General features: G+C 63.9%; 26 protein-coding genes. 17 read left to right on the forward strand and 9 right to left on the reverse strand.

From position 1 onward, the window contains the following. The first annotated feature begins 97 nt into the window (after positions 1-97). The 9 genes from C8J33_RS20600 to C8J33_RS20640 all read left to right on the forward strand — a co-directional run bounded on the left by C8J33_RS20600 (position 98) and on the right by C8J33_RS20640 (position 11,970). The gene (locus C8J33_RS20600; RefSeq protein ID WP_132665199.1) at positions 98-1,174 is read left to right on the forward strand and encodes a LacI family DNA-binding transcriptional regulator; all 1,077 of its coding nucleotides are present in this window, start codon (positions 98-100) and stop codon (positions 1,172-1,174) included. Between the two features lie 9 nt (positions 1,175-1,183). Then, a complete protein-coding gene (gene xylB, locus C8J33_RS20605) occupies positions 1,184-2,635 on the forward strand; it encodes a xylulokinase (protein ID WP_132665200.1) in 1,452 nt (483 codons plus the stop codon). Between the two features lie 32 nt (positions 2,636-2,667). Beyond that, positions 2,668-3,975: a xylose isomerase gene (xylA, locus tag C8J33_RS20610; RefSeq protein WP_110800851.1), complete on the forward strand. Its 1,308-nt coding sequence runs from the start codon at positions 2,668-2,670 to the stop codon at positions 3,973-3,975. A 328-nt stretch (positions 3,976-4,303) separates the two neighbouring features. Beyond that, on the forward strand, positions 4,304-5,833 hold the full coding sequence (locus C8J33_RS20615; protein WP_132665201.1) for a sugar ABC transporter ATP-binding protein: 1,530 nt from the start codon (positions 4,304-4,306) through the stop codon (positions 5,831-5,833). Between the two features lie 11 nt (positions 5,834-5,844). After that, complete coding sequence (locus C8J33_RS20620; protein WP_092930490.1) at positions 5,845-6,849, forward strand: ABC transporter permease; 1,005 nt, start codon at positions 5,845-5,847, stop codon at positions 6,847-6,849. Between the two features lie 67 nt (positions 6,850-6,916). Further along, complete coding sequence (locus C8J33_RS20625) at positions 6,917-7,873, forward strand: substrate-binding domain-containing protein (protein WP_132665202.1); 957 nt, start codon at positions 6,917-6,919, stop codon at positions 7,871-7,873. Between the two features lie 236 nt (positions 7,874-8,109). After that, the gene (locus C8J33_RS20630; RefSeq protein ID WP_110730232.1) at positions 8,110-9,162 is read left to right on the forward strand and encodes a sugar phosphate isomerase/epimerase family protein; all 1,053 of its coding nucleotides are present in this window, start codon (positions 8,110-8,112) and stop codon (positions 9,160-9,162) included. Between the two features lie 39 nt (positions 9,163-9,201). Further along, the gene (locus tag C8J33_RS20635) at positions 9,202-10,386 is read left to right on the forward strand and encodes a Gfo/Idh/MocA family protein (protein WP_132665203.1); all 1,185 of its coding nucleotides are present in this window, start codon (positions 9,202-9,204) and stop codon (positions 10,384-10,386) included. Positions 10,387-10,587: 201 nt separating this feature from the next. Further along, positions 10,588-11,970 (forward strand): GH1 family beta-glucosidase, encoded by a 1,383-nt coding sequence (locus C8J33_RS20640; protein WP_132665204.1) that lies wholly within the window; start codon positions 10,588-10,590, stop codon positions 11,968-11,970. A 3-nt stretch (positions 11,971-11,973) separates the two neighbouring features. Here C8J33_RS20640 and C8J33_RS20645 read toward each other — a convergent pair whose 3' ends face one another. The 6 genes from C8J33_RS20645 to C8J33_RS20670 all read right to left on the reverse strand — a co-directional run bounded on the left by C8J33_RS20645 (position 11,974) and on the right by C8J33_RS20670 (position 16,106). Further along, positions 11,974-12,441: a GNAT family N-acetyltransferase gene (locus C8J33_RS20645; protein WP_165929850.1), complete on the reverse strand. Its 468-nt coding sequence runs from the start codon at positions 12,439-12,441 to the stop codon at positions 11,974-11,976. 4 nt (positions 12,442-12,445) lie between these two features. Next, the gene (locus C8J33_RS20650) at positions 12,446-13,390 is read right to left on the reverse strand and encodes a rhodanese-related sulfurtransferase (RefSeq protein ID WP_132665206.1); all 945 of its coding nucleotides are present in this window, start codon (positions 13,388-13,390) and stop codon (positions 12,446-12,448) included. Between the two features lie 62 nt (positions 13,391-13,452). Beyond that, positions 13,453-13,824, reverse strand: a complete 372-nt coding sequence (locus C8J33_RS20655; RefSeq protein ID WP_132665207.1) for a VOC family protein — start codon at positions 13,822-13,824, stop codon at positions 13,453-13,455. An 85-nt stretch (positions 13,825-13,909) separates the two neighbouring features. Then, positions 13,910-14,602 (reverse strand): helix-turn-helix transcriptional regulator, encoded by a 693-nt coding sequence (locus C8J33_RS20660; protein WP_132665208.1) that lies wholly within the window; start codon positions 14,600-14,602, stop codon positions 13,910-13,912. A gap of 63 nt (positions 14,603-14,665) precedes the next feature. After that, positions 14,666-15,565, reverse strand: coding sequence for a CHAD domain-containing protein (locus C8J33_RS20665; protein WP_165929851.1), 900 nt, complete (start codon positions 15,563-15,565; stop codon positions 14,666-14,668). A gap of 49 nt (positions 15,566-15,614) precedes the next feature. Beyond that, positions 15,615-16,106 (reverse strand): CYTH domain-containing protein, encoded by a 492-nt coding sequence (locus C8J33_RS20670; RefSeq protein ID WP_110800841.1) that lies wholly within the window; start codon positions 16,104-16,106, stop codon positions 15,615-15,617. Positions 16,107-16,291: 185 nt separating this feature from the next. Here C8J33_RS20670 and C8J33_RS20675 point away from each other — a divergent pair, with 185 nt between their 5' ends. From C8J33_RS20675 to C8J33_RS20690, 4 genes are all read left to right on the forward strand, one after another. Further along, positions 16,292-16,930, forward strand: coding sequence for a 2-dehydro-3-deoxy-phosphogluconate aldolase (locus C8J33_RS20675; protein WP_132665210.1), 639 nt, complete (start codon positions 16,292-16,294; stop codon positions 16,928-16,930). A 180-nt stretch (positions 16,931-17,110) separates the two neighbouring features. After that, positions 17,111-17,992: a tellurite resistance TerB family protein gene (locus tag C8J33_RS20680; RefSeq protein WP_245507229.1), complete on the forward strand. Its 882-nt coding sequence runs from the start codon at positions 17,111-17,113 to the stop codon at positions 17,990-17,992. Between the two features lie 148 nt (positions 17,993-18,140). Then, the gene (locus C8J33_RS20685; RefSeq protein WP_132665211.1) at positions 18,141-18,839 is read left to right on the forward strand and encodes a GNAT family N-acetyltransferase; all 699 of its coding nucleotides are present in this window, start codon (positions 18,141-18,143) and stop codon (positions 18,837-18,839) included. Continuing rightward, entirely contained in the window at positions 18,836-19,045 is a 210-nt protein-coding gene (locus tag C8J33_RS20690) for a hypothetical protein (RefSeq protein ID WP_132665212.1), read from the forward strand. Before C8J33_RS20685 ends, C8J33_RS20690 begins: the two co-directional genes overlap by 4 nt. 108 nt (positions 19,046-19,153) lie before the next feature. On the opposite strand, the gene C8J33_RS20695 is transcribed toward C8J33_RS20690, so the two are convergent. The 3 genes from C8J33_RS20695 to C8J33_RS20705 all read right to left on the reverse strand — a co-directional run bounded on the left by C8J33_RS20695 (position 19,154) and on the right by C8J33_RS20705 (position 21,903). Further along, the gene (locus C8J33_RS20695) at positions 19,154-20,215 is read right to left on the reverse strand and encodes a nickel/cobalt transporter (protein WP_132665213.1); all 1,062 of its coding nucleotides are present in this window, start codon (positions 20,213-20,215) and stop codon (positions 19,154-19,156) included. Beyond that, positions 20,209-20,865 (reverse strand): DUF1007 family protein, encoded by a 657-nt coding sequence (locus tag C8J33_RS20700; RefSeq protein WP_132665214.1) that lies wholly within the window; start codon positions 20,863-20,865, stop codon positions 20,209-20,211. The genes C8J33_RS20695 and C8J33_RS20700 overlap by 7 nt, the downstream gene beginning before the upstream one ends. A 138-nt stretch (positions 20,866-21,003) precedes the next feature. After that, positions 21,004-21,903 (reverse strand): LysR family transcriptional regulator, encoded by a 900-nt coding sequence (locus tag C8J33_RS20705; RefSeq protein ID WP_132665215.1) that lies wholly within the window; start codon positions 21,901-21,903, stop codon positions 21,004-21,006. Positions 21,904-22,568: 665 nt separating this feature from the next. Between C8J33_RS20705 and odc2 the strand changes: the two genes are divergently transcribed. The 4 genes from odc2 to C8J33_RS20725 all read left to right on the forward strand — a co-directional run bounded on the left by odc2 (position 22,569) and on the right by C8J33_RS20725 (position 26,207). After that, complete coding sequence (odc2, locus tag C8J33_RS20710; RefSeq protein ID WP_110730217.1) at positions 22,569-23,702, forward strand: ornithine/lysine decarboxylase; 1,134 nt, start codon at positions 22,569-22,571, stop codon at positions 23,700-23,702. Between the two features lie 111 nt (positions 23,703-23,813). Then, positions 23,814-24,407, forward strand: a complete 594-nt coding sequence (locus C8J33_RS20715; RefSeq protein ID WP_132448562.1) for a GNAT family N-acetyltransferase — start codon at positions 23,814-23,816, stop codon at positions 24,405-24,407. Positions 24,408-24,628: 221 nt separating this feature from the next. Further along, positions 24,629-25,081, forward strand: coding sequence for a glyoxalase superfamily protein (locus C8J33_RS20720; RefSeq protein WP_132665216.1), 453 nt, complete (start codon positions 24,629-24,631; stop codon positions 25,079-25,081). A 79-nt stretch (positions 25,082-25,160) separates the two neighbouring features. Next, positions 25,161-26,207 (forward strand): serine hydrolase domain-containing protein, encoded by a 1,047-nt coding sequence (locus C8J33_RS20725; RefSeq protein WP_132665217.1) that lies wholly within the window; start codon positions 25,161-25,163, stop codon positions 26,205-26,207. Positions 26,208-26,223 lie beyond the last annotated feature (16 nt).

Raw genomic sequence — 26,223 nt, forward strand, 5'->3', positions numbered from 1 at the left:
GTATTCATGCCGGCGTTTTTCGTTTCGATGATACTCCCTGAAAATTTCTGATTTACGTACATCAAGAATTCATCTAGACCTCGTTTCCGGAGGAGCCATGCGACCGACCGTTCACGATATCGCTGCAGAAGCGGGCGTTAGCCTGGCCACGGTCGACCGGGTCCTGAACCGGCGGCCGGGCGTGAAGGCGGCGACGCGCATGCGGGTGGAGGCGGCCATTGCCGCCATCGGGTTCGTCCGCGACATGGCGGCCGCAAATCTTGCCAAGAGCCGGGTCTACCCCTTCACCTTCATTCTTCCCGCCGGTGACAACTCGTTCATGCGCGGGCTGGAACGGCATGTGCGCGACGCCATGGCGCGGCCTTCCGCCGACCGTGTGGCGATCTCGCTCGTCATCGTTCCCCCATTCGACGGTGCAGCCGTTGCCCGTGCGCTCGATGCGGCGATCTCCAACGAGCCGGCGGGCATCGCCGTCGTGGCGGTGGATGCGCCCGACGTGGTGGACGCCGCGCTTCGCGTGCAGGCGTCCGGTATTCCCCTGGTAACGCTGGTGTCCGACCTCGGTCCCTCCTGCCGCGATCATTTCGCCGGCATCGACAACCACGCGGCGGGACGCACGGCCGGCAGCCTGATGCGCCGCTTCGTCGGGCAGGAGAGCGCCACCATCGCTGTGCTCGCCGGCTCGATGCTGGTGCGCGACCATCGCGACAGGCTCGACGGGTTCCGCGCCGCGCTGTCCGACACCTGCCGCGTGCTGCCGGTGCTCGAGGGGCAGGACGATCCGGCAGCAACGGAGCGGCTGATCGCTGATCTTCTGGCGCGGCATCCGGATGTCGCGGGCATCTACAGTCTCGGCGCGGGCAATCGCGGCCTGATCGCGGCCCTGCAACGTCATGACCGGCCGCGCCCCCGCGCCGTCATCGCGCATGAGCTGACGCCCCATACGCGCGCTGCGCTCGAAGGCGACCTGATCGATGCCGTGCTCAACCAGGATGCAGGTCATGAGGTGCGCAGCGCCATCCGCGTTCTCAAGGCCAAGGCCGACGGCATTCCCGCGGTGGAGGCGCAGGAGCGCATCCGTATCGATATCTTTCTCAAGGACAACCTGCCGTTCGCAGACGATGCGGACGGCATGTCCCTTCGCCCATCCGGCGCCGCAAGTGGCGCAAACTAGGAGCATTCCATGTATCTCGGCATCGATCTCGGCACGTCCGGCGTCAAGGCGCTGCTTATCGACGGCGATCAGCGCATTATCGGTTCGGCGACCGGCGCTTGCGACGTGCTGCGCCCGCATCCCGGCTGGTCCGAGCAGGACCCGGCCGACTGGGTCCGCGCCACCCAGGAGGCGATCGCCGGCCTGAAGGCATCCCATCCCGCCGAGCTTGCCGCCGTGCGCGGCATCGGTCTGTCCGGACACATGCACGGCGCGACGCTGCTCGACGAGAGCGACAGCGTGCTGCGCCCCTGCATTCTCTGGAACGACACGCGGTCCCATGCCGAGGCCGCAGCGCTCGATGCCGATCCGCAGTTTCGCGCCATCACCGGCAACATCGTGTTCCCCGGCTTTACCGCGCCGAAGCTCGCCTGGGTGGCGAAGAACGAGCCGGATGTGTTTGCCAAGGTGCGCTGGGTGCTGCTGCCGAAAGATTATCTGCGTCTCTGGCTGACAGGCGAGCATATGTCGGAGATGTCGGATTCCGCCGGCACGTCCTGGCTCGATACGGGCAAGCGCGCCTGGTCGGAAAGCCTGCTGGCAGCAACGGGCCTCAGCGAACGGCAGATGCCGTCTCTGGTCGAGGGAACGGCACCTGCGGGCACGTTGAAGTCGGATCTTGCAGCCGGCTGGGGCATGGGCGCGGGGGTCGTGGTGGCTGGTGGCGCCGGCGACAATGCGGCGTCTGCCTGCGGCATGGGCACGATCGGCGAGGGGCAGGCTTTCGTTTCGCTCGGCACGTCGGGCGTGCTCTTCGCGGCGAATGCGCGCTATTTGCCCAATCCGGAAAGTGCCGTTCACGCCTTCTGCCATGCGCTTCCCGACACATGGCACCAGATGGGCGTCATCCTGTCTGCCACCGATGCGCTGAACTGGCATGCCGGCGTGACAGGCCGCAGCGCCTCCGAACTGACACAGGAGCTGGGCGATACGCTGCAGGCCCCGACCGGCGTCACATTTCTTCCCTACCTCTCGGGCGAGCGGACGCCGCACAACGACGCGACCATCCGCGGCGCCTTTATCGGCCTTGGCCATGAGAGCGGCCGGGCGGTGCTGACGCAGGCGGTGCTGGAAGGCGTGTCCTTTGCCATCCGCGACAGCCTTGAGGCCTTGAAGAGCGCGGGAACACAGCTTCACCGAATGACCGCCATTGGCGGCGGATCGCGCTCCGCCTATTGGCTGTCGTCGATCGCGACCGCGCTCGACCTGCCGGTCGATGTGCCGGCCGATGGCGACTTCGGTGCAGCCTTCGGGGCCGCCCGTCTCGGCCTTGTCGCGGCCACCGGTGCCGATCCGCTTTCCGTCTTCACGCCGCCGAAGACCGCCCGGACGGTCGAGCCGGCCGCTTCGCTGCGCGAGGCCTATGAGGACGCCTATCAGCGCTATGGCCGGCTCTACCCCGCCATCCGCGCCGCCTACTGATCCCGAACACAGACACCATTGGAGGAGACATCATGAGCACCGGTTATTTCAAGGACATCCAGAAGATCCGCTTCGAAGGGCCTGACAGCACCAACCCACTGGCCTTCCGCCATTACGACCCGAACGAGGTGGTCATGGGCAAGCGGATGGAAGAGCATCTGCGCTTTGCGGTTGCCTATTGGCACACCTTCGTCTGGCCGGGCGGCGATCCCTTCGGCGGACAGACCTTCGAGCGCCCCTGGTTCGAGGACAGCATGAAGGCCGCGAAGCTGAAGGCCGACGTCGCGTTCGAATTCTTCGACCTGCTCGGCGTGCCCTATTACTGCTTCCACGATGCCGATGTGCGGCCGGAAGGCAAGACCTTTGCCGAGAACACGAAGAACCTAAACGAGATCGTCGATTACTTCGCCGGCAAACAACAGGAGACCGGTGTCAAGCTGCTTTGGGGCACGGCGAACCTCTTCTCGCACCGCCGCTACATGTCGGGTGCGGCGACCAATCCGGATCCGGACGTGTTCGCTTTCGCGGCCGCGACGGTGAAGACCTGCATGGACGCGACCGTGAAGCTCGGCGGCGAGAACTACGTGCTCTGGGGCGGGCGCGAGGGCTACGAGACGCTGCTCAACACCAACCTGAAGCAGGAACTCGACCAGCTCGGCCGCTTCGTCAACATGGTGGTGGAGTACAAGCACAAGATCGGCTTCAAGGGCGCGATCCTCATCGAGCCGAAGCCGCAGGAGCCGACCAAGCACCAGTACGACTACGACGTCGCGACGGTCTACGGCTTCCTGAAGTCCTACGGGCTCGAGAACGAGGTGAAGCTCAACATCGAGCAGGGCCATGCCATCTTGGCCGGTCATTCCTTCGAACACGAGCTGGCGCTCGCCAATGCGCTCGGCCTGTTTGGCTCGATCGACATGAACCGCAACGACTACCAGTCCGGCTGGGATACCGACCAGTTCCCCAACAACGTCCCGGAAATGGCGCTCGCCTACTATCAGGTTCTGGCCGGCGGCGGCTTTACCACCGGCGGCACCAATTTCGACGCCAAGCTGCGCCGGCAGTCGCTGGATGCCGAAGATCTTCTCATCGGTCACATCGGCGGCATGGATTGCTGCGCTCGCGGCCTGAAGGCTGCGGCGAAGATGGTCGAGGACAAGGCGCTGTCCGGTCCGCTGGACGCGCGTTATGCAGGCTGGAGCACGGAAGACGGCCGCAAGCGCCTGACATCCATGTCGCTCGAGGACCTTGCAGCCCATGTGGAAGCGACCGACCTCAACCCGCAGCCTCGCTCCGGCCGTCAGGAATATCTGGAGAACGTGGTCAACCGCTACGTCTAGGCGATCGAGACATGATCCATATCCGGCGCGTTCGTCGAAGCGAACACGCCGGATATGTTTCCGCGCGCTGCAAACCCCATTTTTCAGGTAAGTCGTACTTTAACAATGTCTTAGGGAGGGTCGAACACCTCTCCGTGATCAGGCAGACAAAGCTGCTTTACGTACCTCATCAATTGCGCTAGCTTCGATTTCGGAGGAGATTTAGCGTGATTTCGACAGCACCTTTTGGCGCTTGCGGCGGACACCCGTCAGCGCGCCGATCTGTATTTCTGCGCTTGCATTGCGTACCTCGCGTTTCGTCTCGGGCGTTCGCGATGCGGAGTGCGGCATGAGCACTGCCCCTGTTTCCGCTGCCCCCTTGTTGCAAACGAGCGGACTGTCCAAGACGTTCGGCATCGTCGAGGTGTTGAAAGGCATCGATCTCACCATCGAGGCCGGCAAGGTGCATGCGATCATCGGCGAGAACGGCGCCGGCAAGTCGACGCTGATGAAGCTGATCGCCGGCAATCTTCCGCCGACGCGGGGCGAGATCCTGATCGACGGCCAGCCGGTTACGCTGTCGGGGCCTGTCGATGCGGAGGCGCGCGGCATCGTGCTGGTGCATCAGGAAATCCTGCTCGCGCCCGATCTCACCGTCGCCCAGAACATCTATCTCGGCCGCGAAATGGTCCGTGGCCTGACGCTTAACGACAATGCGATGAACGAGGGTGCGCGCGAGGCTGTCCACGCACTCGGAGCCCACATCGATCCGCGCATGGTCGTTGCCCGGCTGTCGATCGCGCAGCGCCAGCTCGTGCAGATCGCCCGCGTGCTGCTGGTGCCCCACCGGGTCGTCATCTTCGATGAACCCACCGCATCCCTCACGCCACACGAGACGGCGGCGCTTCTTCAGCTGATCCGGCACATCCGCGATCGCGGCGTCGCCGTGCTCTACATTTCGCACCGCCTGCCGGAGGTGAAAGACATCGCCGATACGGTGACCGTGCTGCGCGATGGCCGCACCGTCGCCACTCACGCGGCCTCCACCTTGCAGCCCGGCGATATGGCGCGGCTGATGGTCGGGCGCGACGTCGCTAAACTTTATCCGGATCGCGTATCCGTCGCGTCGCGCGAGGCGGTGCTTGAGGTTTCCGGCCTGTCCGTGCCCGGCTATGCGACGAATGCCAGCTTCAGGCTCGGCAAAGGCGAGATCCTCGGCTTTGCAGGTCTCGTCGGGGCTGGGCGGACGGAACTGATGGAGGGCTTGGTCGGTCTTCGCCCGGCGCATGGCACAATCATGCTGCATGGACGCCCGGTCCAGTTTCGCGACGTGCATGCCAGCCTCAAGGCCGGCATCGTCTATCTCTCGGAAGACCGCAAGGGCAAGGGGCTGCTGCTTGCCAAGGATCTGCGCGTCAACCTCACGCTCGCATCGCTCGGTCGTTTCGTGCGCGGGTTTCAGGTGGATCGCAAGAAGGAACATGCGGCGCTCGATATGGCGATCAAGGATTTCGATATCCGCACCGGCCGCAAGGACCTTTTGGCCGGGCAGTTATCGGGCGGTAATCAGCAGAAGCTGCTGATCGCCAAGATGATGTTGCTCGACCCGCAGATCGTCATCATCGACGAGCCGACCCGCGGCATCGATATCGGCACGAAAGAACAGATCTATGCCTTTATCGCCCGCCTGGCCGAGGAGGGCCGGTCCATCATCGTCGTCTCCTCGGAGATGCCGGAGCTGATCGGCATCTGCGACCGGATCGTCGTCATGCGGTCGGGGGGCATCGTCGGCGAGGTCGCGGGCGAGCGGATGACGGAAGACGATATCGTCGTGCTGGCCACGGGGGTGTCCGGGGGCGTTTCTGGGGAGGCCGCGTGACGCGGGGGACAATGACCAATATCACGGCAGACGGCGCAAAGCCGGCACGATCCATTCGCAATATCGATCTTGGGGCCGTCGCGCCCTTCATCGCGCTGGCGCTGCTGCTGGTGCTCGGCGCCTTCGCGCATCCGAATTTCCTCAGCATCGACAACCTGACCAACGTGCTGGCGCGCAGCGCCTTCATCGCGGTCATCGCCGTCGGCGCCACCTTCGTCATTTCGTCCGGCGGGCTCGATCTCTCCGTCGGGGCCATGGTTGCCTTTGTCGCGAGCGTGATGATCCTGTTTTTGAACAGCGGTGCGGCGGGCAGTCCCGGCATGACGCTTCTGGCGGGGGTCGGCATCGCCCTTCTGGTGGGGGCTGCCTGCGGGCTCGCCAACGGTCTGGTAACCACCGTCGGGCGGATCGAGCCGTTCATCGCGACGCTCGGCGCCATGGGCATCTATCGCGGGCTGACGACGTGGCTCTCGCAGGGCGGCGCCATCACGTTGCGCGATCCGGCCGTCCAGTCACTTTACCGGCCGGCCTATTTCGGCACTATCCTCGGTGTTCCCGTGCCGATCGTCGTGATCTTCGTCACGGCGGCCATCGGTGCTTTCGTGCTTTATCGCACGCGCTACGGACGGCATGTCGTCGCGGTCGGCTCCAACGAGGATGTCGCGCGCTATTCCGGCATCAAGGTCAACCGCGTCCGCACCATCGCCTACATCATCCAGGGTGTGTGCGTCGCCATTGCGGTTCTCATCTATGTGCCCCGGCTCGGATCGACATCGGCGACCACGGGCATTCTCTGGGAGCTGCAGGCGATCACCGCCGTGGTGGTCGGTGGCACGGCGCTGCGTGGCGGTGTCGGGCGTATCTGGGGGACGATCTGCGGCGCCTTCATTCTGGAGATCGTCGGCAACATCATGCTCCTGTCGAACGTGGTCAGCGAGTATCTGCTGAGCGCGATCCAGGGCGCCATCATCATCATCGCCATGCTGGTCCAGAGGTTTCTGATCCGGCGGCCGTGAACGACATAAGGGTTCGCGGGCGCCCGGGCCAATGCCCAGAAGCCCGCATCATCGGGAGGAGAGAAACATGACAAAACGTATTCTAGGACTGGCATTCGTTATGGCGCTGGCAGGCACGGCCCTGTCATCTGGTGCCTTCGCGCAGGAGACGAAGACGATCGGCGTGTCGATCCCGGCCGCCGACCACGGCTGGACGTCCGGCGTGGTGTTCCATGCCGAGCGCGTGGCGAAGCTTCTGATGGCCGAACATCCCGGCCTCAACGTCATCGTCAAGACATCGCCGGACGCGGCCAATCAGGCAAACGCCGTGCAGGACCTCAACACGCAGGGCATCGACGCTCTCGTCATCCTGCCGTCCGATCCGGATCCGCTGGTCAACGCCATCCGGGAAGTCAAGGACAAGGGCAAGTTCGTGACCATCGTCGACCGCGCGCCGAGCGTCAATGACGACACGATCCGCGATCTCTACGTGGCCGGCAACAACCCCGCGCTCGGCGAAGTCGCCGGCAAGTACATCGCGGGCAAGACGCCGGATGCCGAAGTCGTCATCATCCGCGGCCTGCCGATCCCGATCGACCAGCAGCGGCAGGACGGCTTCGACAAGGGCATTGCCGGCTCCAACGTCAAGGTGCTCGACCGTCAGTTCGGCAACTGGAACCGCGACGATGCCTTCAAGGTCATGCAGGACTTCCTGACCAAGTACCAGAAGATCGATGTGGTCTGGTGCCAGGACGACGATATGGCTGTGGGTGTGCTGCAGGCCATCGAACAGTCCGGCCGCAAGGACATCCAGTATGTGGTGGCGGGTGCCGGCTCCAAGGACATGATCAAGAAGGTCATGGACGGCGACAAGATGATCCCGGTCGACGTTCTCTATCCCCCGGCCATGGTCGGCACGGCGATGGAACTGACGGCGTCCGCGCTCTACGATCAGGTCCCTGTCAGCGGCACCTATACGCTGGATGCGACGCTGGTGACCAAGGAGAATGCCGAGAAGTTCTACTTCCCGGATTCGCCGTTCTGATCAGCGATCGAGGGCCGCCTGCGGACATCCCGCAGGCGGCTTTTTCATGCCCTGAGCGGACGAAACGTCGCGTCGCCGATGGCCGGAACGGGTTGCGCCCATATGTCAGAGTGATACCGTACCGCTCGGCTGCAACGTTGCAGGCTGGCGTGATCGTAAAGAGGATGGCAGGCCGAAAGGTCTGCTCGACAGGATCGCTGCGCTGCGGCCGATCGATAGGATGGAGGAGTTGTAAGATGAAGACGATCAAGGGGCCGGGCCTGTTTCTGGCGCAGTTTGCGGGCGACGAGGCCCCGTTCAATTCCTTCGATGCCATCACGAAATGGGCAGCCGATATCGGCTATAAGGGCGTGCAGGTGCCCACATGGGATGCGCGGCTCATCGACCTGAGACAAGCCGCGGAGTCCAAGGGCTATTGCGACGATCTGGCAGGCCAGGCGCGCGACAACGGCGTTGTCATCACCGAGTTGTCGACCCATCTACAGGGCCAGCTGGTTGCCGTTCACCCGGCTTATGACGAGGGCTTCGACGGGTTTGCTGCACCGGAGGTGCGGGGCAATCCGAAGGCACGTCAGGAATGGGCCGTCGATCAGGTGAAGCTCGCGCTGACCGCGTCGAAGCACCTCGGCCTGAACGCGATGGCGAGCTTCTCCGGCGCGCTTGCCTGGCCCTATCTCTACCCTTGGCCGCAGCGTCCGGCAGGGTTGGTGGAAACCGCCTTCGACGAACTGGCAAAGCGCTGGAAACCAATCCTCGACCATGCCGAGGATTGCGGCGTCGACATATGCTATGAGATTCATCCAGGCGAAGACCTGCATGACGGCATCACCTACGAGATGTTTCTGGAGCGCACCGGCAACCATGCCCGCGCCTGCATGCTCTACGATCCCTCGCACTACATCCTGCAGTGCCTCGACTATCTCGACAATATCGACATCTACAAGGATCGCATCCGGATGTTCCACGTCAAGGACGCGGAGTTCAATCCGACCGGCCGGCAAGGCGTCTATGGCGGGTTCCAGAGCTGGGTGAACCGGGCCGGCCGCTTTCGGTCGCTCGGCGACGGGCAGGTGGATTTTGGCGCGGTGTTTTCGAAGATGACGGCGAACGATTTCGACGGCTGGGCCGTGGTGGAGTGGGAATGCGCGCTGAAGCATCCGGAGGACGGTGCCCGGGAAGGGGCGGAGTTCGTCAAACACCACATCATCCGCGTGACGGAAAAGGCCTTCGACGACTTTGCCACCGGCGGAACGGATGAAGCCGCCAATCGGCGCATGCTCGGCATCTGACGACACCGCGTTTACGCGACATGAAAACGGAGAACAGGAATGGCCATCGAAGGTAAGGCAGCGGAGGCGCGGCAGCCGCGCATCCGGCTCGGAATGGTGGGCGGCGGGCAGGGTGCTTTCATCGGCGCGGTGCACCGCATGGCAGCGCGTCTCGACGACCAGTTCACGCTGGTCGCAGGCGCTTTGTCCTCGACGCCCGAAAAGGCGCAGGCCTCGGGCCTCGAACTCGGCCTCGATCCGGCCCGCACCTATGCCGACTATCGGCAGATGGCGATCCGCGAGGCAAAGCTGAAGGACGGCATCGAGGCTGTGGCGATCGTCACGCCGAACCATGTGCATTACGAGGCGGCGCGGGAGTTTCTGAAGCGCGGCATCCACGTCATCTGCGACAAGCCGCTGACCTCGACACTTGGCGACGCCCGCAAGCTGAAGGCGCTGGCGGACGAGAGCGAGGCCCTGTTCATCCTCACCCACAACTACACCGGCTATCCGATGGTTCGTCAGGCGCGGGCCATGGTCGCGAACGGCGATATCGGCACGGTGCGCCTCGTCCAGGTGGAATACCCGCAGGACTGGCTGACGGATGCGGTGGAGAAGTCCGGCTCCAAGCAGGCGGAATGGCGGACGGACCCGGCGCGTTCCGGCGCGGGTGGCTCGACCGGCGATATCGGCACGCATGCCTATAATCTCGGCGCCTTCGTCTCTGGGCTGGAGCTCGACGAACTCGCGGCCGATCTCGACAGCTTCGTGGAGGGTCGTGCACTCGATGACAACGCCCATGTCATGATGCGTTTCAAGGAGAAGGACGGCGTGCGCGCCAAGGGTCTGCTCTGGTGCAGTCAGGTGGCGCCGGGCCACGAGAACGGGCTTCAGGTGCGCGTCTACGGCACCAAGGGCGGGCTTGAATGGACGCAGAAGGACCCGAACTATCTCTGGTACACGCCGTTCGGTCAGCCGAAGCAGCTGCTGACCCGCATGGGTGCCGGCGCGCTTGAGGAAGCCAATCGCGTTTCCCGCATACCCTCCGGACACCCAGAAGGGTATCTCGAAGGGTTCGCGACGATCTATGCCGAGGCTGCCCGCGCCATCCAGGCAAAGCGCGCGGGCGGTAAGGTCGATCCGGCCGTCACCTATCCCACGATCGACGATGGCATGAAGGGCATGCTGTTTGTGGATGCTTGCGTGCGGTCATCGAAGCGGAACGGGGCCTGGGTTTCGGTCTGACGTCCCACACGCTTGCAGATTATCGCCACCGGATGTTCCACGTCCGGTGGCTTTTTCGTGTGTTCTTCACGTCTCCGGTCATGCGCCGTTCATGTTCGCGTGGATAGTCTTCCCAGCTTGCCGACATTTGCGGCTCTGGCTTTCCCTGCGCCGCGGCGGTATGGGCGTCGGCCGAGACGACGATTGAAGAGGACACGAGTGATGACTGATCCCAAGACGCTGGCTGCGCGCTTTCCCGGAGATTTCCTGTTCGGGGTGGCCACGGCCTCCTTTCAGATCGAAGGCGCGTCGAAGGCGGACGGGCGCAAGCCGTCGATCTGGGATGCGTTTTCCAACATGCCGGGCCGCGTCTTCGGCCGGCACAATGGCGATGTCGCCTGCGACCATTACAATCGCCTTGAGGACGATCTCGACCTGATCGCGAGCCTCGGCGTGCAGGCCTATCGCTTCTCCATCGCCTGGCCGCGCATCATTCCCGATGGCACCGGGCCGGTGAACGAGGCCGGTCTCGATTTCTACGACCGGCTGGTGGATGGGCTGAAGGCGCGCAATATCAAGGCGTTCGCGACGCTCTATCACTGGGATCTGCCGCTGACACTGGCGGGCGACGGCGGCTGGACCGCGCGCTCCACGGCGTTTGCCTTCCAGCGTTATGCCCGCACCGTCATCGCCCGTCTCGGCGACCGGCTGGATGCGGTTGCGACCTTCAACGAGCCCTGGTGCTCGGTCTGGCTCAGCCATCTCTACGGTATCCACGCGCCGGGCGAAAAGAACATAGAGGCGGCGCTGCATGCGATGCACGTCACCAATCTCGCCCACGGCCTCGGCGTTGCCGCCGTGCGCGAAGAGCGGGCGAACCTGCCGGTCGGCATCGTCATCAATCCCATGCATGTCTATGCCGGTAGCGACAGCGAGGCCGACAAGGCGGCGGCCGAACGGGCATTCGATTTCCACAATGGCGTGTTCTTCGGCCCGATCTTCAAGGGCGCCTACCCCGACAGCGTGCTCGAGGCGCTCGGCTCGCGCATGCCGGAGGTCGAGGCCGGCGATATGGCCGTGATCAGCCAGAAGCTCGATTGGTGGGGCGTGAACTACTACACGCCGATGCGCGTCAGCGATGACCCGACCGAGGGTGCAGAGTTTCCGGCCACCAAGCCGGCACCCTTCGTCAACGAGGCAAAGACCGATATCGGCTGGGAAATCTTCCCGCAGGCGCTCGGCGATCTCATCCGCACGGTCAACGAACGCTACGATCTGCCGGATTGCTACATCACAGAGAACGGCGCCTGCTACAATATGGGCGTCGAAAACGGCGAGGTGAACGACCAGCCGCGGCTCGATTATATCGCCGAGCATCTCGCTGTCACGGCCGACCTGATCGCCGAGGGCTATCCGATGAAGGGCTATTTCGCCTGGAGCCTGATGGACAATTTCGAATGGGCGGAGGGCTACCGCATGCGCTTCGGCATCGTCCATGTCGATTACGAGACCCAGGTCCGCATCATCAAGAAGAGCGGTCTCTGGTATCGGGATCTCGCAGGTGCGTTTCCGAAAGGAAATCACGCGGAAACGACATCGGCTTAAGGATTAGGCGACCGTGCTGCGGCGGAATATATTGACGCCGTCGACATCGGTTTCGAGCCGGTTCCAGCCCCGGCGCTCGTAGAAGGGCGTGTTTTCCGGCGTGCAGTAGAGATGGATCTCCGCCGCCAGCCGGGAGACTTTTTCGAGAGCGGCGTCGATCAGGCGCTCTCCGACACCCTGGCGGCGGGCCTGCTCCTCGACCCAGAGGGCGGCGAGCCAAGGGCGATATTGCGGACGAGCGGGCATGTCGTCCTCGATGACGGAGACGGTGCCACAGAAGACATCGCCGCGATGGGCAATCAAGCTGAAGGGGATGCCGGTCGATGTGAAATTCTCGCCGATCTTTTGGACAAGCTGATCCTTCGTGATCAGGCCCTCGTCGCGCCACCAAGCGGTCCAGAGGCGATCTGCCATAATGTCGCGAAATTGCGGCGCGTCCCGCAGATCCGAAACGGTGATGTCGTCCGGCATCGGTTCAGCTTCCCAAATGCTTCGATCCGCGCTTCTTCGCAAGCTCGATCTGGCGCTGTCGCTGCCGGTAGCGCTCGCGGTCCTCGTCGGTTCGCGTGTCATGACAGTGAACGCAGGCCACACCTTCCTCATGCACCGGTGAGGCGCGCTCTTCCAGCGTCAGCGGCTGGCGGCAGGCATGGCAGAGCGTGTGCTCGCCTTCGCCCAGCCCATGCGTCACAGACACGCGATCGTCGAACACGAAGCAGGCGCCTTCCCACAGGCTTTCCTGCGGCGGCGTTTCCTCCAGATATTTCAGGATGCCGCCCTTGAGGTGGTAGACCTCGTCGAAGCCTTGGCTCTTCATGAAGGCCGTCGCCTTCTCGCAGCGGATGCCGCCGGTGCAATACATGGCGATCTTCGGCTTGTTGTGCAGGCCGGTATTGTTCTTCACCCAGTCCGGAAATTCGCGGAACGTCTTCGTCTGCGGATCGAGCGCGCCGCGGAAGGTGCCGATTGCGGTCTCGTAATCGTTGCGGGTGTCGATCACGAGCGTTTCCGGGTCCGAGATCAGCGCGTTCCAGTCCTTTGGCTCCACATAGGTGCCGACGATCGTCAGGGGGTCGATATCCTCGACGCCCATGGTGACGATCTCCTTCTTGATCCGCACCTTCATGCGCAGGAAGGGCATGGCCACTGCCCGGCTTTCCTTGTGTTCCAGAGCCTTGAACTCCGGCTGGGCGCGCAGGAAGGCGAGCACGGCGGCGATGCCGGCCTCCGTGCCCGCGATCGTTCCGTTGACGCCCTCCTGCGCCAGGAGCAGGGTGCCCTTCACCCCGTTCTCGTCGCAGACGGCTTGCAACGGATCGCGCAGATCCGCGAACCGGGGCAGCCGGGCGAAGTGGTAAAGGGCCGCGACCAGAAACGCGCCTTTGGCTTCCGGGAGCAGTGTCGTTGCGCTGTTCGTCATGGGCGGTGAAATACCGCGTTCGGCGCGCGCGCGCAATCACCTGGCTGCGCCGGACGAATGCCTTACCCCTGATGCGACGGGTGGAATGCGCGCAGGCGATGACCATCGGGGTCGGCGGCGGTAAAGGTGTAGCCGAAATCGGCCTCGACCGGGGCCTGCAGGATCGGCAAGCCTTGTGCCTTCCACCTGTCATGGCATTCGTTCACGGCCTCGGCGTTCTCCAGCACGAAGCAGAGTTCGGTGCTGCCGGGGGCGACGGCGACGGGTGGCTCGATCGTATGTTTCGACCAGAGGCCGAGCATGGTCGACGGGTTCATGCGAAAGAGGGCGAAGGTCTTTTGTGCTTCCAAAGCGGCGGTTCCGAGAATGCTCTCATAGAAGGCGGCGCTTGCCAGCGGATCGTTGACGACGAGAAGGATGTAGGTCGGTTGCATGGCTGTCTCCTGATGGGCCGGACTGTCCGGCAGATCGGGTTTAGGCCGTGCTCCTGTCAGTTTCTGTCAGCATGGGACACGCCTGTCAGAGATCGTGGACGATGCCGTTCGCGCGGCGCCATTCCCCCAGAAGCACCTCGCCGCGACGGGGGACGATCTCCTGCGTCGCCGTGACGTCGATCATGCGGTCGATGCGGAAATGGCGAAAGCCTTCCCGCAATTCACACCATGCGACGAGGATGCGCAGCCCTTCGAAATAGCCGAGAGCAACGGGCCAGATACGGCGCTGCGTTTCCTGTGCACGCTCGTCGCGATAGGCGATGTCGAGTTTCACGCCCGCCTTGATGGCATCGCGCAAGGCTGCGACATCCCGCTCGGGGCTTTCCTTACGGCGGGTGTTGGGGACGAGGAGGGCGGATGTCTCCAGCTCCCGCCGCAGGTCGCCGGGAAGAACGGCCGCGATCTTGGCGAGCGCGTGCGCCGCGGATTGCTTCAGGCGGTCGTCGGTATTGGCGCGGACCCAGCGGGCGCCGAGTACCAGCGCCTCGATCTCCTCGCTCGACAGCATGATCGGCGGCAGCAGGAAGCCGGGATTGAGCATGTAGCCGAGGCCCGGCGCGCCGGTGATGTCGGCACCTTGCGCCTGCAGCGTCGCGATATCGCGATAGAGCGTGCGCAGGCTGACGCCGGTTGCCTCCGCCAGCGCCACGCCGCTGACCGGCCGGCGGTGGGTGCGCAGGATCTGCAGAAGATCGAGAAGGCGGGCAGAGCGGGACATGGTGGAAAGGGATAGCCGGTGGCCACGCGCTTCTCAACAGGGATGGACCGTTTGTCCGCCGCCTCAGGCGGCAGCAAGCCAGAGGATGGCGATGCGCTCGGCCTCCTTGCCGGCGACGTCACCGAACAGGGCATCGCCGTCGGCGAGCGCGTGACGCTCTTCGGCGCGCATTTCGAGGCCGATGGCATGGCGCAGGATGGCGATGTCCTGCGGCGGCAAAAGCTCGGGTTCGCGGGCGAGCGTGTCACCCAGGACAGCGAGATCGTGGATGAAACCGAGGCGGTCGATCAGCGCCTTGACCTGCCGCTCGCGCGCCAGAATGACGCCGGGCCAGGCCGCCTGAAGCAGGAGATGATAGAAACGATAGTCCTGCGTGCGCTTGCGCAGCGTATGGAAATGCTCCGGCGTCGGCTGCTGGTGGCTGGCGGCAAGGGCAAGCTGGGCACGCTCCACCGCCTTGCGCCATGCCGCGGCCAGCATGTAGGCCGTCGGGCGGACGCCGTTGGCGAAGCTGCGCTTTCCCACAGCAGCCTTGGCATCGCGCAGTTCGGCGATCATCGCATCGATTGTCGCGTCGAGATCGCTCTCCGCGGTCACCACCCAGCCCTTGCGAACACGCAGCGCCTCGACCGCCCGCTCGGCTGCGGCCCGCTCTTCATCAGAGATGCGCTCTGACAGGATCGTCGCGGTGTCGATCAGTGCGGTTGCATCCCGGAGATCGGCCACGGTGCGCGAAGCGTCCCGCAGGCGGGCATTTTCGCTTTTATAGAACTTGCGCGCCTCGGGTGCGGCAAGCCGGTAGAGTGCGCGCGTGCGTTTCAGGCAGCGGCGCGCGACATGGATGGCCTCGGAGGTTCCCTCCGGGCGCAGTTCCAGTGCCGAGATGGCCTTGTCGAGTTCTCGCCCTGCGATGCGCTGGAATTCGTCGGTGAAGCGTTTCGCGGGTTTCAGTCTGTAGGCCATGATCGTTCCTGTCTGTCTGCCCCGATGCCGCCGGCGGCGGCTTCGTCTCTCAGCGTCCGTCCGGCGAGATGTCCGGGCGCTGCTTGTCATCTCGCGTCGCCAGCGCAAAGTTCGAATAGCGCCGGTCGTCCGTGACCTCCTGGCCGATCCAGTCCGGCAAAACAGGGTCGTCGTTTTCGGTGCGCATTTCGACCTCGGCAACGATCAGCCCGGCATAGGGTTCCTCGAACACGTCCACTTCCCAGACATGCGTCTCGCCCTGCACGCGGTAGCGCGTCTTGGCGATCACGGTGCCGATGGCAGATGCGATCAGTTCCTCGCCGTCACCGAGCGGCACCTCGTACTCGAATTCGTCCCGTGTCAGCATGCCCGTGCCGATCTTGATGGTCAGGCGGGCACTTTCGCCATCGATCAGGCGGATGCGGACGGTGCGGTCGTCCATGGCGGCGAGATAGCCCTGGCGCATGGCGGCGCCCGGTCCAGCCTCCGCCCGCCAGCTTTCATGCTTCACAAGGAACTTCCGTTCGATTTCCTTGGCCATCCCGTTCCTCGCACAATGTCTTGGCAACCGTGTCCTCGCACCAAAGGCAACGTAATTCAGAAAATGCGAAAGTCCACCATGTCACCCCTGCGATACCACCGCATAAGGGCACGGAGGCATCTCGACATTGACGGATGCGGGCGGTATTGCGAAGGAAGATTCAATCGATTGAGGAGTGAAGCCGCATGATCGAGAAAACCGAACGCCTTCTGTCCGTCCTCAAGCTGCAGCCGGTCGTGCCGGTGCTCATCATCGAAGACCTCGCGACGGCCGTGCCGCTCGCCCGGGCATTGGTGGCCGGCGGCCTGAAGGCAATCGAGATCACCCTGCGCACGCCGGTAGCCCTCGCTGCCATCGAAGCGGTCGCCAAGGAGGTCGAAGGTGCCGTGACCGGTGCCGGCACCGTTCTCAACCCCGAGCACTATGCCGCTGCCGTCGAGGCCGGTGCGCAGTTCGTCGTCAGCCCGGGCACGACGCCCGACCTGCTGGATGCTGCCGACGATCACGAAGCGTCGTTCCTGCCGGGCGCTTCGACCGCCAGCGAGGCGATGATCCTGCGGGCCGAAGGCTACGAGATCATGAAGTTCTTCCCGGCCGAACAGGCCGGCGGCGCGGCTTTCCTCAAAGCCCTGTCCTCGCCGCTCGCCGGCACGCTGTTCTGCCCGACCGGCGGCATTTCGCTGAAGAACGCCATGGACTACCTCTCGCTGTCCAACGTCATCTGCGTCGGCGGCTCCTGGGTCGCGCCTAGGGAACTGGTGGCGGCCGGCGACTGGGCCGGCATCACAAAGCTGGCATCGGAAGCCTGCGCACTGACCGCCTGAGGCTACTGCTTGAAGATGGAGCCTGCCAGAAACGCTTGCTCGATCAGCATCTTAGCTGGCTGATCGATGCAATGTCTTCCGGCAGGATATCGCTCGACCTTCCGGGCCGTGCATTTGTTTTCCGCGTGCGACTTCCTATGTCACCTCCTCAGATGAACCAATCAGGAGGTTGACGACAGGATGTTCGACGCGAAAAAACTGCTGGACCAGTTTCTCGGCTCTCAGGGGCTTGGGGGGCAGGGGCTTGGCGGCCAGGGGAACCAAGGCACGCAGGGCCGTTCTGGATCTCAGCCCGGATCACAGGGTTCGTCGCAGGGCGGCTTTCTTGGCGGTGCCGGCGTAAGTTCCGTCGGCGGTGCGCTCGGCGGCCTGCTTGGTGGCGGCTCGATGAAGGACAAAGCCGGGCAGATCGTCCAGATGGCCCGCAACAATCCTTTGAAGACCGGCGGTCTTGCCGCCGTGTTGCTTGGCACGGGCGCTGGGCGCGACATCGCGGGCACGGCGCTGAAGCTCGGCGGCCTCGCGGCCATCGCCGGTCTCGGCTATACCGCCTACAAGAATTATCAGGCCGGACAGGCGCCGCAGCGGGTCGATCCGCAGACCGCGCCTGAGATCCTGCCGCCGCCGGACAATTCTGGTTTCTCCATCTCGCCCTCCGTCGTCCGCAACGATTTCGTGCTCGTTCTCGTGCGCGCCATGATCGCGGCCGCGCGTGCCGATGGACATATCGACGAGAGCGAGCGTGCTCGTATCATGGAGCGTGTCGGAGCCAGCGGCCTCGACAGAGAGGCAGAAGCCTTCCTGCGAGACGAGCTGGCGAGCCCCGTCGATATCGATGGTCTGGTGGCTGCCGCCCGCACCGAGGAGGAGAAGGTCGAGCTTTATACGGCCTCGCGCCTGACCATCGAGCCCGACAGCCGCACCGAGCGTGGCTATCTCGACATGCTCGCCGGCCGACTTGGCCTGCCGGACGCGCTGGTGGATCACATCGAGGCGACGGTCGCTTCCGCCAAGGTGCCGGCCGGCAGTAGCCCGTCTGTGGTCGATCCCTCGATCATCTGACGTTCCCATCTCTGTTGTCCATGCGCGGCGGTGATGACCGCATCACCGGATTGCATTTGCACCGCCGCGCACCTTCGCCTATGCCGGAAAGCAAGGTCTGCCGGCTTGATGCCGGGGCAGGCCATGTCTCGATCTTGGCGAGGATGACATGACGAACCGCGATCTTACCAGCTGGGCAGGATGCCCGGCGCCGAAGCCCGTGACGCTGGAGGGCGCCTATGTCGTGCTCGAACCGTACGACCGGGCGCAACACCTTCAGGCGCTCTGGGATGCCTTCGGCGGTCTCGCTATCAACGAGCGCCTGCGCTATTTCCCGCAAGCTGCCTTTGCCGATACGGACGCCTTCGGAGCATGGCTCGATGCCGCTCAAGTCAACTGGGTGACGCTGATCTTCCGGGACAAGGCCAGCCGCGACGTCGTGGGCATGGCGAGCTACATGCGGCCGGACCCCGCCTACGGCGTCGTCGAGGTCGGCTCCGTCGCGCACAGCGATGCCATGGCGCGTTCGCCTCTTGCCACCGAGGCGCATTATCTCATGGCCCGGCATGTCTTCGAGGATCTTGGATATCGCCGCTACGAATGGAAGTGCCACAACGACAACACGCCCAGCAAAGTCGCGGCGGCTCGGCTCGGCTTCACCTTCGAAGGCATCTTCCGCCAGCACATGGTGGCCAAGGGTGCCAACCGCGATACGGCGTGGTTCTCGATGATCGATGGCGAATGGCCGGTGCTGGATGCCGCGTTCAAGGCTTGGCTCGCGCCGGAGAATTTTGACGCCCAAGGGCGGCAGCTTCGGCGCCTCGAAGACCTGCGAGCGGACATTGCTGCCACCACCGGTGCTGCATGAAGACGCTCGATCCGCGGGACCGCTCAGCGGCCATTGCCGCCGCGGTCTTTCTGGTGATCTTCGGCGCCGGCTTCCTGTTCCTGCCCAGAGTCATGCTCTATCTGGGCACGATATCGCCCTATCTCGCGGCTGCCGTCGGCACGCTGTTCGTGCTGGCTTTCTTCTTCGTGTTCTGGCTGCGCGCCCGCTATCAGCGCCGCCGCTGACCTAGAGTCTGTCAGGTTCATTCTGAACCATCCAGACTCTGGATTCCCTTGCTGTCGTTTGTCTCTTCGGGATAACCGGATTCCACTTATCCCTGACAAACTCTAGCTTCAGCCCTGCAGCGATGCACCGAGCAGGGCAAGACCGAGGCCGAGGACCAGGACGGCGCCGAAGATTTCGATGCCGTTCGTCACTCGCATGGCCGTGCCGGCACTCGATGCGTAGCGCACGGCGAGATCCTTGGCGGTGACGGCAAGGGTGGCCAGGACCGAGACCGTGATCGCCGTGCCCATGGACATCGCCAGCACGGACAGCACGCCGCCGAGATAGAGCCCGTTCAGCAGCGCGAAGGACAGCACGATCAGCGCGCCCGAGCAGGGACGCAGGCCGACGGCCAGCACGGCCGACCAGGCCTCGCGCAGCTGGAAGCGGTCGCCCTTCAGCATGGACGGATCGGGCGCATGGGCGTGGCCGCAGCTGGAGCAAACCTCTCCCGGCCCATGAGCATGTCCCGCGTGATCATGATGGTCATGGCGGTGCGCGTGCCGGTGATGATGATGATCAAGGGCCTCCGGCATCGCAGGAGCGAAATCGAGACCGCCGGCGAGCGCCAATGCAGGCCCTCGGGAAGGGCGGGCAAGCGCCCGCATCTTGCGGAACAGGAGCCAGGCGCCGAAGGCGGCGACGAGGGCGTAGCTGACGCGCTCAAGGAAGGTCGTCGCTTGCGTCATCGAGATCGAGCTACCGCGCAGCACCAGATAGGCCGCACCGACGAGCAGGATGGCGACGCCGCCCTGCAGGAAGGACGACATGAAGGACAGGGTGACGCCGCGCTTCAGTTCGGTCTCGTTGGCGATCATGTAGGACGAGATGACGGCCTTGCCGTGGCCGGGACCTGCCGCATGAAAGACGCCATAGGCGAAGGACAGGCCGACCAGCGACCAGAGGTGCCAGGGATTGTCGCGCATGCCTTTCAGCGCATCGGTCAAGGTCCGGTAGAAACCCTGCTGCTCCATGTTCACCCAGGAGAGGAACCCGCCGAGAAAGCCGGATGTGTTGAACGCCGGCTCGGCGGTGCCGATGCCGAGCGGGGACTGCGCGTGCGCAGCCGCGGCGGCCAGCACCAGCAGGGCGCCGGTCATGAGGGGGAGGCGAAGGGCGCGGGTCAGCATGTGAATTCTATCCTCGTCGCAAAGAGCTTCGACATGTCGGTACCGGTCGGGTCCGTGAAGAAGGCGTCGGTCAGCGTCGACTGGTTCTGCGAGATCACCTCGTCCGGGTCCGGCCGCACCACCTTGTGCTGGCAGGCGGCAAGCTTGTCGCCGACGACGGCGAGATCGCCATCGCTCGGGAAGTCGATCGCGGTGTAGAGCGTCGGGTCGTAGATGCCGAAGGACATGGTGCCCTTCAGCGGGATGGACTCGGCCGGCTTGACCGCGAAGATCAGCAGCAATTGGTTGTCCTTGAAGTCGGCATGGATCGCATCCGGCTTGGAAACCTTCACCAGCTTCCCGTTGTCGTAGATCGTTGTGTAGTAATTGTATTCGCTGAGCGAATCCAGAACGGTCTGCCCGACCTCCGCCAGTTCGTCCGGATCGAGCGTGGCGTTGGAGTTCTTGTCGAAATCGAGGAGAACGCTTGCCGAGAACAGCTCGTCGAAGCGCCAGACATTGCGCAACTGGCTGATATGGCCGGTCTCGTCCGAGACGACCTCCAGACGCGCCTCCGCGAAGATGTGCGGATGGGCGAAAGCCTGCGCCGGGAGAATGAGCGCTGCGGCAAGCCCGGCGAGCAGGCCTCGCGACGAAAGGGTACGTCTCATGGAAAACAGGGTCCTTGCCTATAGCGCTTCCGGCGCGAAAGATCTCGTGTCCGACGCAGACGCGGAGCAGGTCGCCCTGTCATCCGGCCGAAAGTAGACGGAATTGGGACAGCCACGCCGTGACCCGTCTCGGCTTGCTTAAGCATCCGCCCTTTTGCGAAACCATCCATGCAGGAAATCGACCAGCGTGCGCACCTTCGTCGGCAGATACCGGCGATGGGGATAGATGGCATAGATGCCGCGATCATGCGGCAGGAAATCGTCGAGCACGGCCACGAGGCTGCCGTCCTCCAGCTTCTGCCGGGCAATGAAATCGGGAACGCCGGCGACGCCGAGGCCCGATTCGGCCGCGCGTAGGCTGGCGAGCGGACTGTTGACCTCCATCGGGCCGCTGACCGGCACGGAGAAGTTCGTGCCGTCGCGGTCCACGAACCGCCAGTTGCTGTAGGAGCGGCCATTGGTGTCGATCACACAGGGCAGATGGGCGAGATCCGAGGGATGGGTGATCGGTCCGTGCTTTTCGAGGAAGGCCGGGGAGACGCACATCTTGACGTGGAAATCGTCGAGCTTGCGGGCGATCAGGGTACTGTCCTCCAGCCGGGTGATGCGGATGGCGACGTCGAAGCCTTCCTCGACCAGATCGACGAAGCGATCGTCGGAAATGATTTCCAGCGAGAGTTCGGGATGGGCAAGGCCGAAGTCGATCAGGGACTGCCCGATATCGGCATCGATGAAGGTGCGCGGCGCGGAGATGCGCAGGCGTCCCTTGAGGTCGCTGTTTCCGGCGCGCACGAGATCGGCGAGATTGTCGATCTCCTTCAGGATCTCGGCGGCGGTGCGATAATAGATGTGTCCGGCTTCCGTCAGGGAGAATTGCCGGGTGGTGCGGTTGAGGAGGAGGGCGCCGAGTTCGTCCTCCAGTTCGCGCACATATTTGGAGAGCAGCGCCTTGGAGCGGCCGACGCGGCGGCCGGCCGCGGAGAAGCCCTCGGCATCGACGACGTCGATGAAGGCTCGGATGCGTGTCAGTGTGTCCATCTCGGCTCCCTTGCGCGGCTCCCGTGCCTCCTGGCCGGACATTATCCGGGAACCATTATCGCGCGCCGCCATTCAAAACATAGGGTTGGCGATGTCCGCAACCCTGTTGATGATCCGGCGCGGGCCGGACGACCATCCGTTCGTTGTTTGAAGCTGGTGCGAGGCTTGCGGCGGAGCGAAAAAAGATCGGGCGCGGACCAGAAACCGCTTGATTACGACAGGGATATTTCTTATCTCCGCTCTGCCCAAAGTCGCACGTGCCTGTGGGTGTCCGCCGATCCCTCGTTTGGTGAGGAAATCGGTAAGGTACCTGGATCTAACCGCTCCAGTCGTTTTTCCGGCCAACCGGAATTGCGAGGACATCTTGAAGCAACGACGGTGCGGGCCTTTTTGTTCTCTGCCGGCTTTCCATCAGCCGGGGTTACTGAAGAGGCACACCTTCATTGCCGGACGTGCGGTAGGTTCCAACCTCCAATCCATGGCAGACAAAGCCGGATGAACGCCTCGGCGGGCTTCATCCACAATTCGCGCTGTACGAGCGCCGTCTAGGATTCCGGGGTCTCCACCGGCTGGTATCCGAGCGCGCACCCGTACGCCCTTTGTCCTTCACACCTCGGCGAGGCCTCCTCGCTGATCGTGAAGCCTAACGTATTGGGATTGAAACCATGACGACTGCTCGCATCATCGACTTCCTGAACACCCGTCGCCCCGAAGGCCCTTGCCTCGTCGTGGATCTCGATGTCGTCCGGGACAATTTCAAGGCTTTCCGCCACGCGATGCCGGACAGCTCGATCTATTACGCCGTCAAGGCCAATCCCTCGCCGGAAATCCTGCGCCTGCTCGCCGGTCTCGGCTCCAACTTCGATTGCGCCGGCGTGGCTGAAATCGAAATGGCGCTGGACGCCGGTGCGACTCCCTCGCGCGTCTCCTACGGCAACACGATCAAGAAGGAACGCGACATCGCCCGTGCGCATGCGCTCGGCGTTTCGCTCTTCGCGGTCGACAGCCATGAAGAAGTCGAGAAGGTTTCGCGCGCCGCTCCCGGTGCCCGTGTATTCTGCCGCGTCCTGACGGATGGCGAAGGTGCCGAATGGCCGCTGTCGCGCAAGTTCGGCTGCGTTCCCCAGATGGCCGTCGACGTTCTCGTCTACGCGCACCAGCTCGGTCTCGTCTCGCACGGCGTCTCGTTCCATGTCGGCTCGCAGATGACCAAGGTCGATGCCTGGGACGTGGCTCTTGCCGATGCCAAGCGCGTTTTCGTGCAGCTGGCCAAGCAGGGCATCGAGCTGAAGATGGTCAACATGGGCGGTGGTTTCCCGACCAAGTACCTGCGCGACGTTCCCTCGGCCGAAGCCTATGGCAAAGCCATCTATGCGGCGCTGCGCAAGCACTTCGGCAACCAGCTTCCGGAAACGATCATCGAGCCGGGTCGCGGCATGGTGGGCAATGCCGGCGTGATCAAGGCGGAAGTCATTCTGATTTCGAAGAAGTCGGACAATGACAATCACCGCTGGGTCTTCCTCGACATCGGCAAGTTCGGCGGTCTCGCCGAGACGATGGACGAGGCGATCCGCTACCCCATCCGCACCGCGCATGATGCGGACGAGATGGAGCCCTGCGTGCTCGCCGGCCCGACCTGCGACTCGGCCGACGTGATGTACGAGAAGAACATGTACCCGCTGCCCGTGTCTCTCACGATCGGCGATGAGGTTCTGATTGAAGGCACCGGCGCCTACACGACGACCTACTCGGCCGTCGCCTTCAACGGCTTCGACCCGTTGAAGTCCTACGTCATCTGACGTTTCCGGCTCCCGCCAATGGGAGCTCGCGGTTCCCGGACACGGGAACCGCACCTTCACAATGAACCTTCGATACCGTTTGAATCGGTTTTGAGTACGGGAGGCCTTGCTATGGCCGCTGTTCTTGATTCTGTCCGCGCCTTCTTCGCGCAGAATGCCTTCACCATCGACGCCGAGAACCCCGGTGATATCGTTGCGCGCGAGCGGCTGCTCGATCGCGCCATGGGCCCGAACCGTCGTCGCAAGTCGTCCGAGCAGCTTCGCCGCGGCCGTGTTCCGGCCGAAGGTCTGGCGCTCGTCGCACGCGATTGCGATGGCCATGTGATCGGTACCGTGCGCCTGTGGAACGTCGATGCCGGCGTCGATGCGGAAGGCCGTGCCATTCCGGCGCTTCTCCTCGGTCCACTCGCGGTCGATGCCGCGCAGGAGGGCAAGGGTGTCGGCGGCGCGCTGATGCGTGCGGCGATCGGCGAAGCAATGTTGCGCGGACACGGCGCCATCCTGCTTGTCGGCGATGCGCCCTATTACGAGCGCTTCGGCTTCCAGGCGCACCATGCCCAGCACCTTGTGATGCCCGGCCCGTTCGAGCGCCACCGCTTCCTCGGCCTTGAGCTGAAGGACGGCTGGCTGAAGGGTGCCGCCGGCATGCTCACTGCCAGCGGGCGCAAGCTCTCGCAGGCGATGCCGATGCGGAAGGTTGCCTGAACGGACCTCTTCGTCAAACGGCCGCTGGTGCGGTCGTTTGACTTGGCGGCAAGCCTGATCTAGCATGCGGAGGTACGGGTCAGAGCCCCGGCCGTCCGCAAGCCGTTCCGGCTTTGGTGAAGTCTCTTTTCACAGTCTCTTCGGTCATCCCTCCCGGCATGTTCCCGATGGTAATGCGGACCCCACGGATATCACGGCATGCCATTGCTGGAGAGATCCCGTTGCGATCATCATTATCACCACCCCCATTGCCCTGCCTCGACGCGCTCAAGGAGCAGGCGAAGCGGCTGCGGTCGTCCGTTGCCGCGCGCGGTATCGATATGTCCCATTCCCGCGCTCTGGAAACGATCGCGGAGCAGTATGGCTTCCGGGACTGGAATACCCTTCATGCGGCCGTCGGCAACCGGCCGCCGCTCGATCCCTATCGACTGGGTTCGCGCGTGCGCGGTTTCTATCTCGGCCAGCCGTTCGAGGCGCAGGTTCTCGGTGTGCAGGCGCTGACGGCGCAGGCTGGGCGGTACCGGTTGACGCTCGATTTCGACGAGCCTGTCGATGTCGTGACCTTCGAGAGCTTCTCGGCATTCCGCAAGCGGGTCCACTGCACGATCGACGCGTCCGGGCGAACGGCTGCGAAGACGTCGGACGGCAGGCCGCACGTCGAATTGCTGTGGTGAGGCGTCACGTTGACGTGAGGGCGGCGCGCGAGACGCGCCGCCACCTTGCGGCCCGGCCGAGAATGCCTACCTCGGTTTCATGACATCGATCTCTTCCACATCCGTCCTCGCGCTCGCTTTGTCGGGCATTCTTGTCTGCTCACCGGCCTTGGCCCAATCGACAGTTGCTCCGACTGCGGTCACGACTTCCTTGGATACGACGCGGCTTTCTAGCGTCCTCAATGACGCCGCGCGCCTCTCACCGTTGGAGACGGTCGTCGTCGCCCGCAACGGAGAGATCGTCGCCGAGCGGGGCTACCGGTCGAACAAGACGACGGACAGCACCAATATTAAATCCGCCTCCAAGACCATCATCTCCGCCATGGTCGGGATCGCGATCGAGAAGGGGCTGCTGACCGGCGTGGACCAGCCGATTGCGCCGATCCTTTCGCGGGACCTGCCGGCCAATCCGGATCCGCGGCTGGCGAAGATCACCATCGGCAACCTCCTCTCCATGCAGGCGGGGCTCGACCGGATGTCGGGGCCGAATTATGGGCGCTGGGTTTCCAGCGGCAACTGGGTCCGGTTCGCACTGGCGGCGGATTTCGTGGACGAGCCCGGCGGGCAGATGCTCTATTCCACGGGATCGACGCATCTCCTGTCGGCCATTCTCACGAAGGTCGGGGGGAAATCGACGCTGGCGCTGGCCCGCGAATGGTTTGCGCCGGTCGAGGGCTTTCGCATCGGCGCCTGGGAGCGCGACCCTCAGGGCATCTATCTCGGTGGCAACCAGATGGCGATGAGCGCTCGCTCGCTTCTGGCCTTTGGCGAGCTCTATCGCAACGGCGGGCGAACGGCTGAAGGCCGACAGGTGGTGCCGGAAAACTGGGTCACGCAATCCTGGACCGAGCGCACGCAGTCCCGCTTTTCGGGCGATGGTTACGGCTATGGCTGGTTCACCCGTGAGATCGGCGGCCACAGGGTGCATTTCGCCTGGGGCTTTGGCGGGCAGATGCTCTATATCGTGCCCAACCTCAAGATGACCGTCGCCATGACCTCCAATGAGGGCGCGCCGTCCGCCCGAACCGGCTATCGCGACGACCTGCACGATCTTCTCGCCCGGATCATCTCGACTGCGGGGGCGTGATGCGGACAGACCCTTG

It is taken from the genome of Rhizobium sp. PP-CC-3G-465 (assembly GCF_004343445.1).
GTDB classification, from domain to species: domain Bacteria; phylum Pseudomonadota; class Alphaproteobacteria; order Rhizobiales; family Rhizobiaceae; genus Ferranicluibacter; species Ferranicluibacter rubi.

Excerpts from the sequence above, each read along its gene's own strand:
- C8J33_RS20665 (WP_165929851.1), bottom strand. The coding sequence starts at position 15,565 with ATGGCCTACAGACTGAAACCCGCGAAACGCTTCACCGACGAATTCCAG.
- C8J33_RS20715 (WP_132448562.1), top strand. The coding sequence starts at position 23,814 with ATGGCCGCTGTTCTTGATTCTGTCCGCGCCTTCTTCGCGCAGAATGCC.
- C8J33_RS20640 (WP_132665204.1), top strand. The coding sequence starts at position 10,588 with ATGACTGATCCCAAGACGCTGGCTGCGCGCTTTCCCGGAGATTTCCTG.
- C8J33_RS20645 (WP_165929850.1), bottom strand. The coding sequence starts at position 12,441 with ATGCCGGACGACATCACCGTTTCGGATCTGCGGGACGCGCCGCAATTT.
- C8J33_RS20630 (WP_110730232.1), top strand. The coding sequence starts at position 8,110 with ATGAAGACGATCAAGGGGCCGGGCCTGTTTCTGGCGCAGTTTGCGGGC.
- C8J33_RS20660 (WP_132665208.1), bottom strand. The coding sequence starts at position 14,602 with ATGTCCCGCTCTGCCCGCCTTCTCGATCTTCTGCAGATCCTGCGCACC.
- C8J33_RS20675 (WP_132665210.1), top strand. The coding sequence starts at position 16,292 with ATGATCGAGAAAACCGAACGCCTTCTGTCCGTCCTCAAGCTGCAGCCG.
- C8J33_RS20615 (WP_132665201.1), top strand. The coding sequence starts at position 4,304 with ATGAGCACTGCCCCTGTTTCCGCTGCCCCCTTGTTGCAAACGAGCGGA.
- C8J33_RS20670 (WP_110800841.1), bottom strand. The coding sequence starts at position 16,106 with ATGGCCAAGGAAATCGAACGGAAGTTCCTTGTGAAGCATGAAAGCTGG.
- C8J33_RS20695 (WP_132665213.1), bottom strand. The coding sequence starts at position 20,215 with ATGCTGACCCGCGCCCTTCGCCTCCCCCTCATGACCGGCGCCCTGCTG.
- xylA (WP_110800851.1), top strand. The coding sequence starts at position 2,668 with ATGAGCACCGGTTATTTCAAGGACATCCAGAAGATCCGCTTCGAAGGG.
- C8J33_RS20690 (WP_132665212.1), top strand. The coding sequence starts at position 18,836 with ATGAAGACGCTCGATCCGCGGGACCGCTCAGCGGCCATTGCCGCCGCG.
- xylB (WP_132665200.1), top strand. The coding sequence starts at position 1,184 with ATGTATCTCGGCATCGATCTCGGCACGTCCGGCGTCAAGGCGCTGCTT.
- C8J33_RS20705 (WP_132665215.1), bottom strand. The coding sequence starts at position 21,903 with ATGGACACACTGACACGCATCCGAGCCTTCATCGACGTCGTCGATGCC.
- C8J33_RS20635 (WP_132665203.1), top strand. The coding sequence starts at position 9,202 with ATGGCCATCGAAGGTAAGGCAGCGGAGGCGCGGCAGCCGCGCATCCGG.
- C8J33_RS20650 (WP_132665206.1), bottom strand. The coding sequence starts at position 13,390 with ATGACGAACAGCGCAACGACACTGCTCCCGGAAGCCAAAGGCGCGTTT.
- C8J33_RS20725 (WP_132665217.1), top strand. The coding sequence starts at position 25,161 with ATGACATCGATCTCTTCCACATCCGTCCTCGCGCTCGCTTTGTCGGGC.
- C8J33_RS20685 (WP_132665211.1), top strand. The coding sequence starts at position 18,141 with ATGACGAACCGCGATCTTACCAGCTGGGCAGGATGCCCGGCGCCGAAG.
- C8J33_RS20620 (WP_092930490.1), top strand. The coding sequence starts at position 5,845 with ATGACCAATATCACGGCAGACGGCGCAAAGCCGGCACGATCCATTCGC.
- C8J33_RS20625 (WP_132665202.1), top strand. The coding sequence starts at position 6,917 with ATGACAAAACGTATTCTAGGACTGGCATTCGTTATGGCGCTGGCAGGC.
- C8J33_RS20700 (WP_132665214.1), bottom strand. The coding sequence starts at position 20,865 with ATGAGACGTACCCTTTCGTCGCGAGGCCTGCTCGCCGGGCTTGCCGCA.
- odc2 (WP_110730217.1), top strand. The coding sequence starts at position 22,569 with ATGACGACTGCTCGCATCATCGACTTCCTGAACACCCGTCGCCCCGAA.
- C8J33_RS20655 (WP_132665207.1), bottom strand. The coding sequence starts at position 13,824 with ATGCAACCGACCTACATCCTTCTCGTCGTCAACGATCCGCTGGCAAGC.
- C8J33_RS20680 (WP_245507229.1), top strand. The coding sequence starts at position 17,111 with ATGTTCGACGCGAAAAAACTGCTGGACCAGTTTCTCGGCTCTCAGGGG.
- C8J33_RS20600 (WP_132665199.1), top strand. The coding sequence starts at position 98 with ATGCGACCGACCGTTCACGATATCGCTGCAGAAGCGGGCGTTAGCCTG.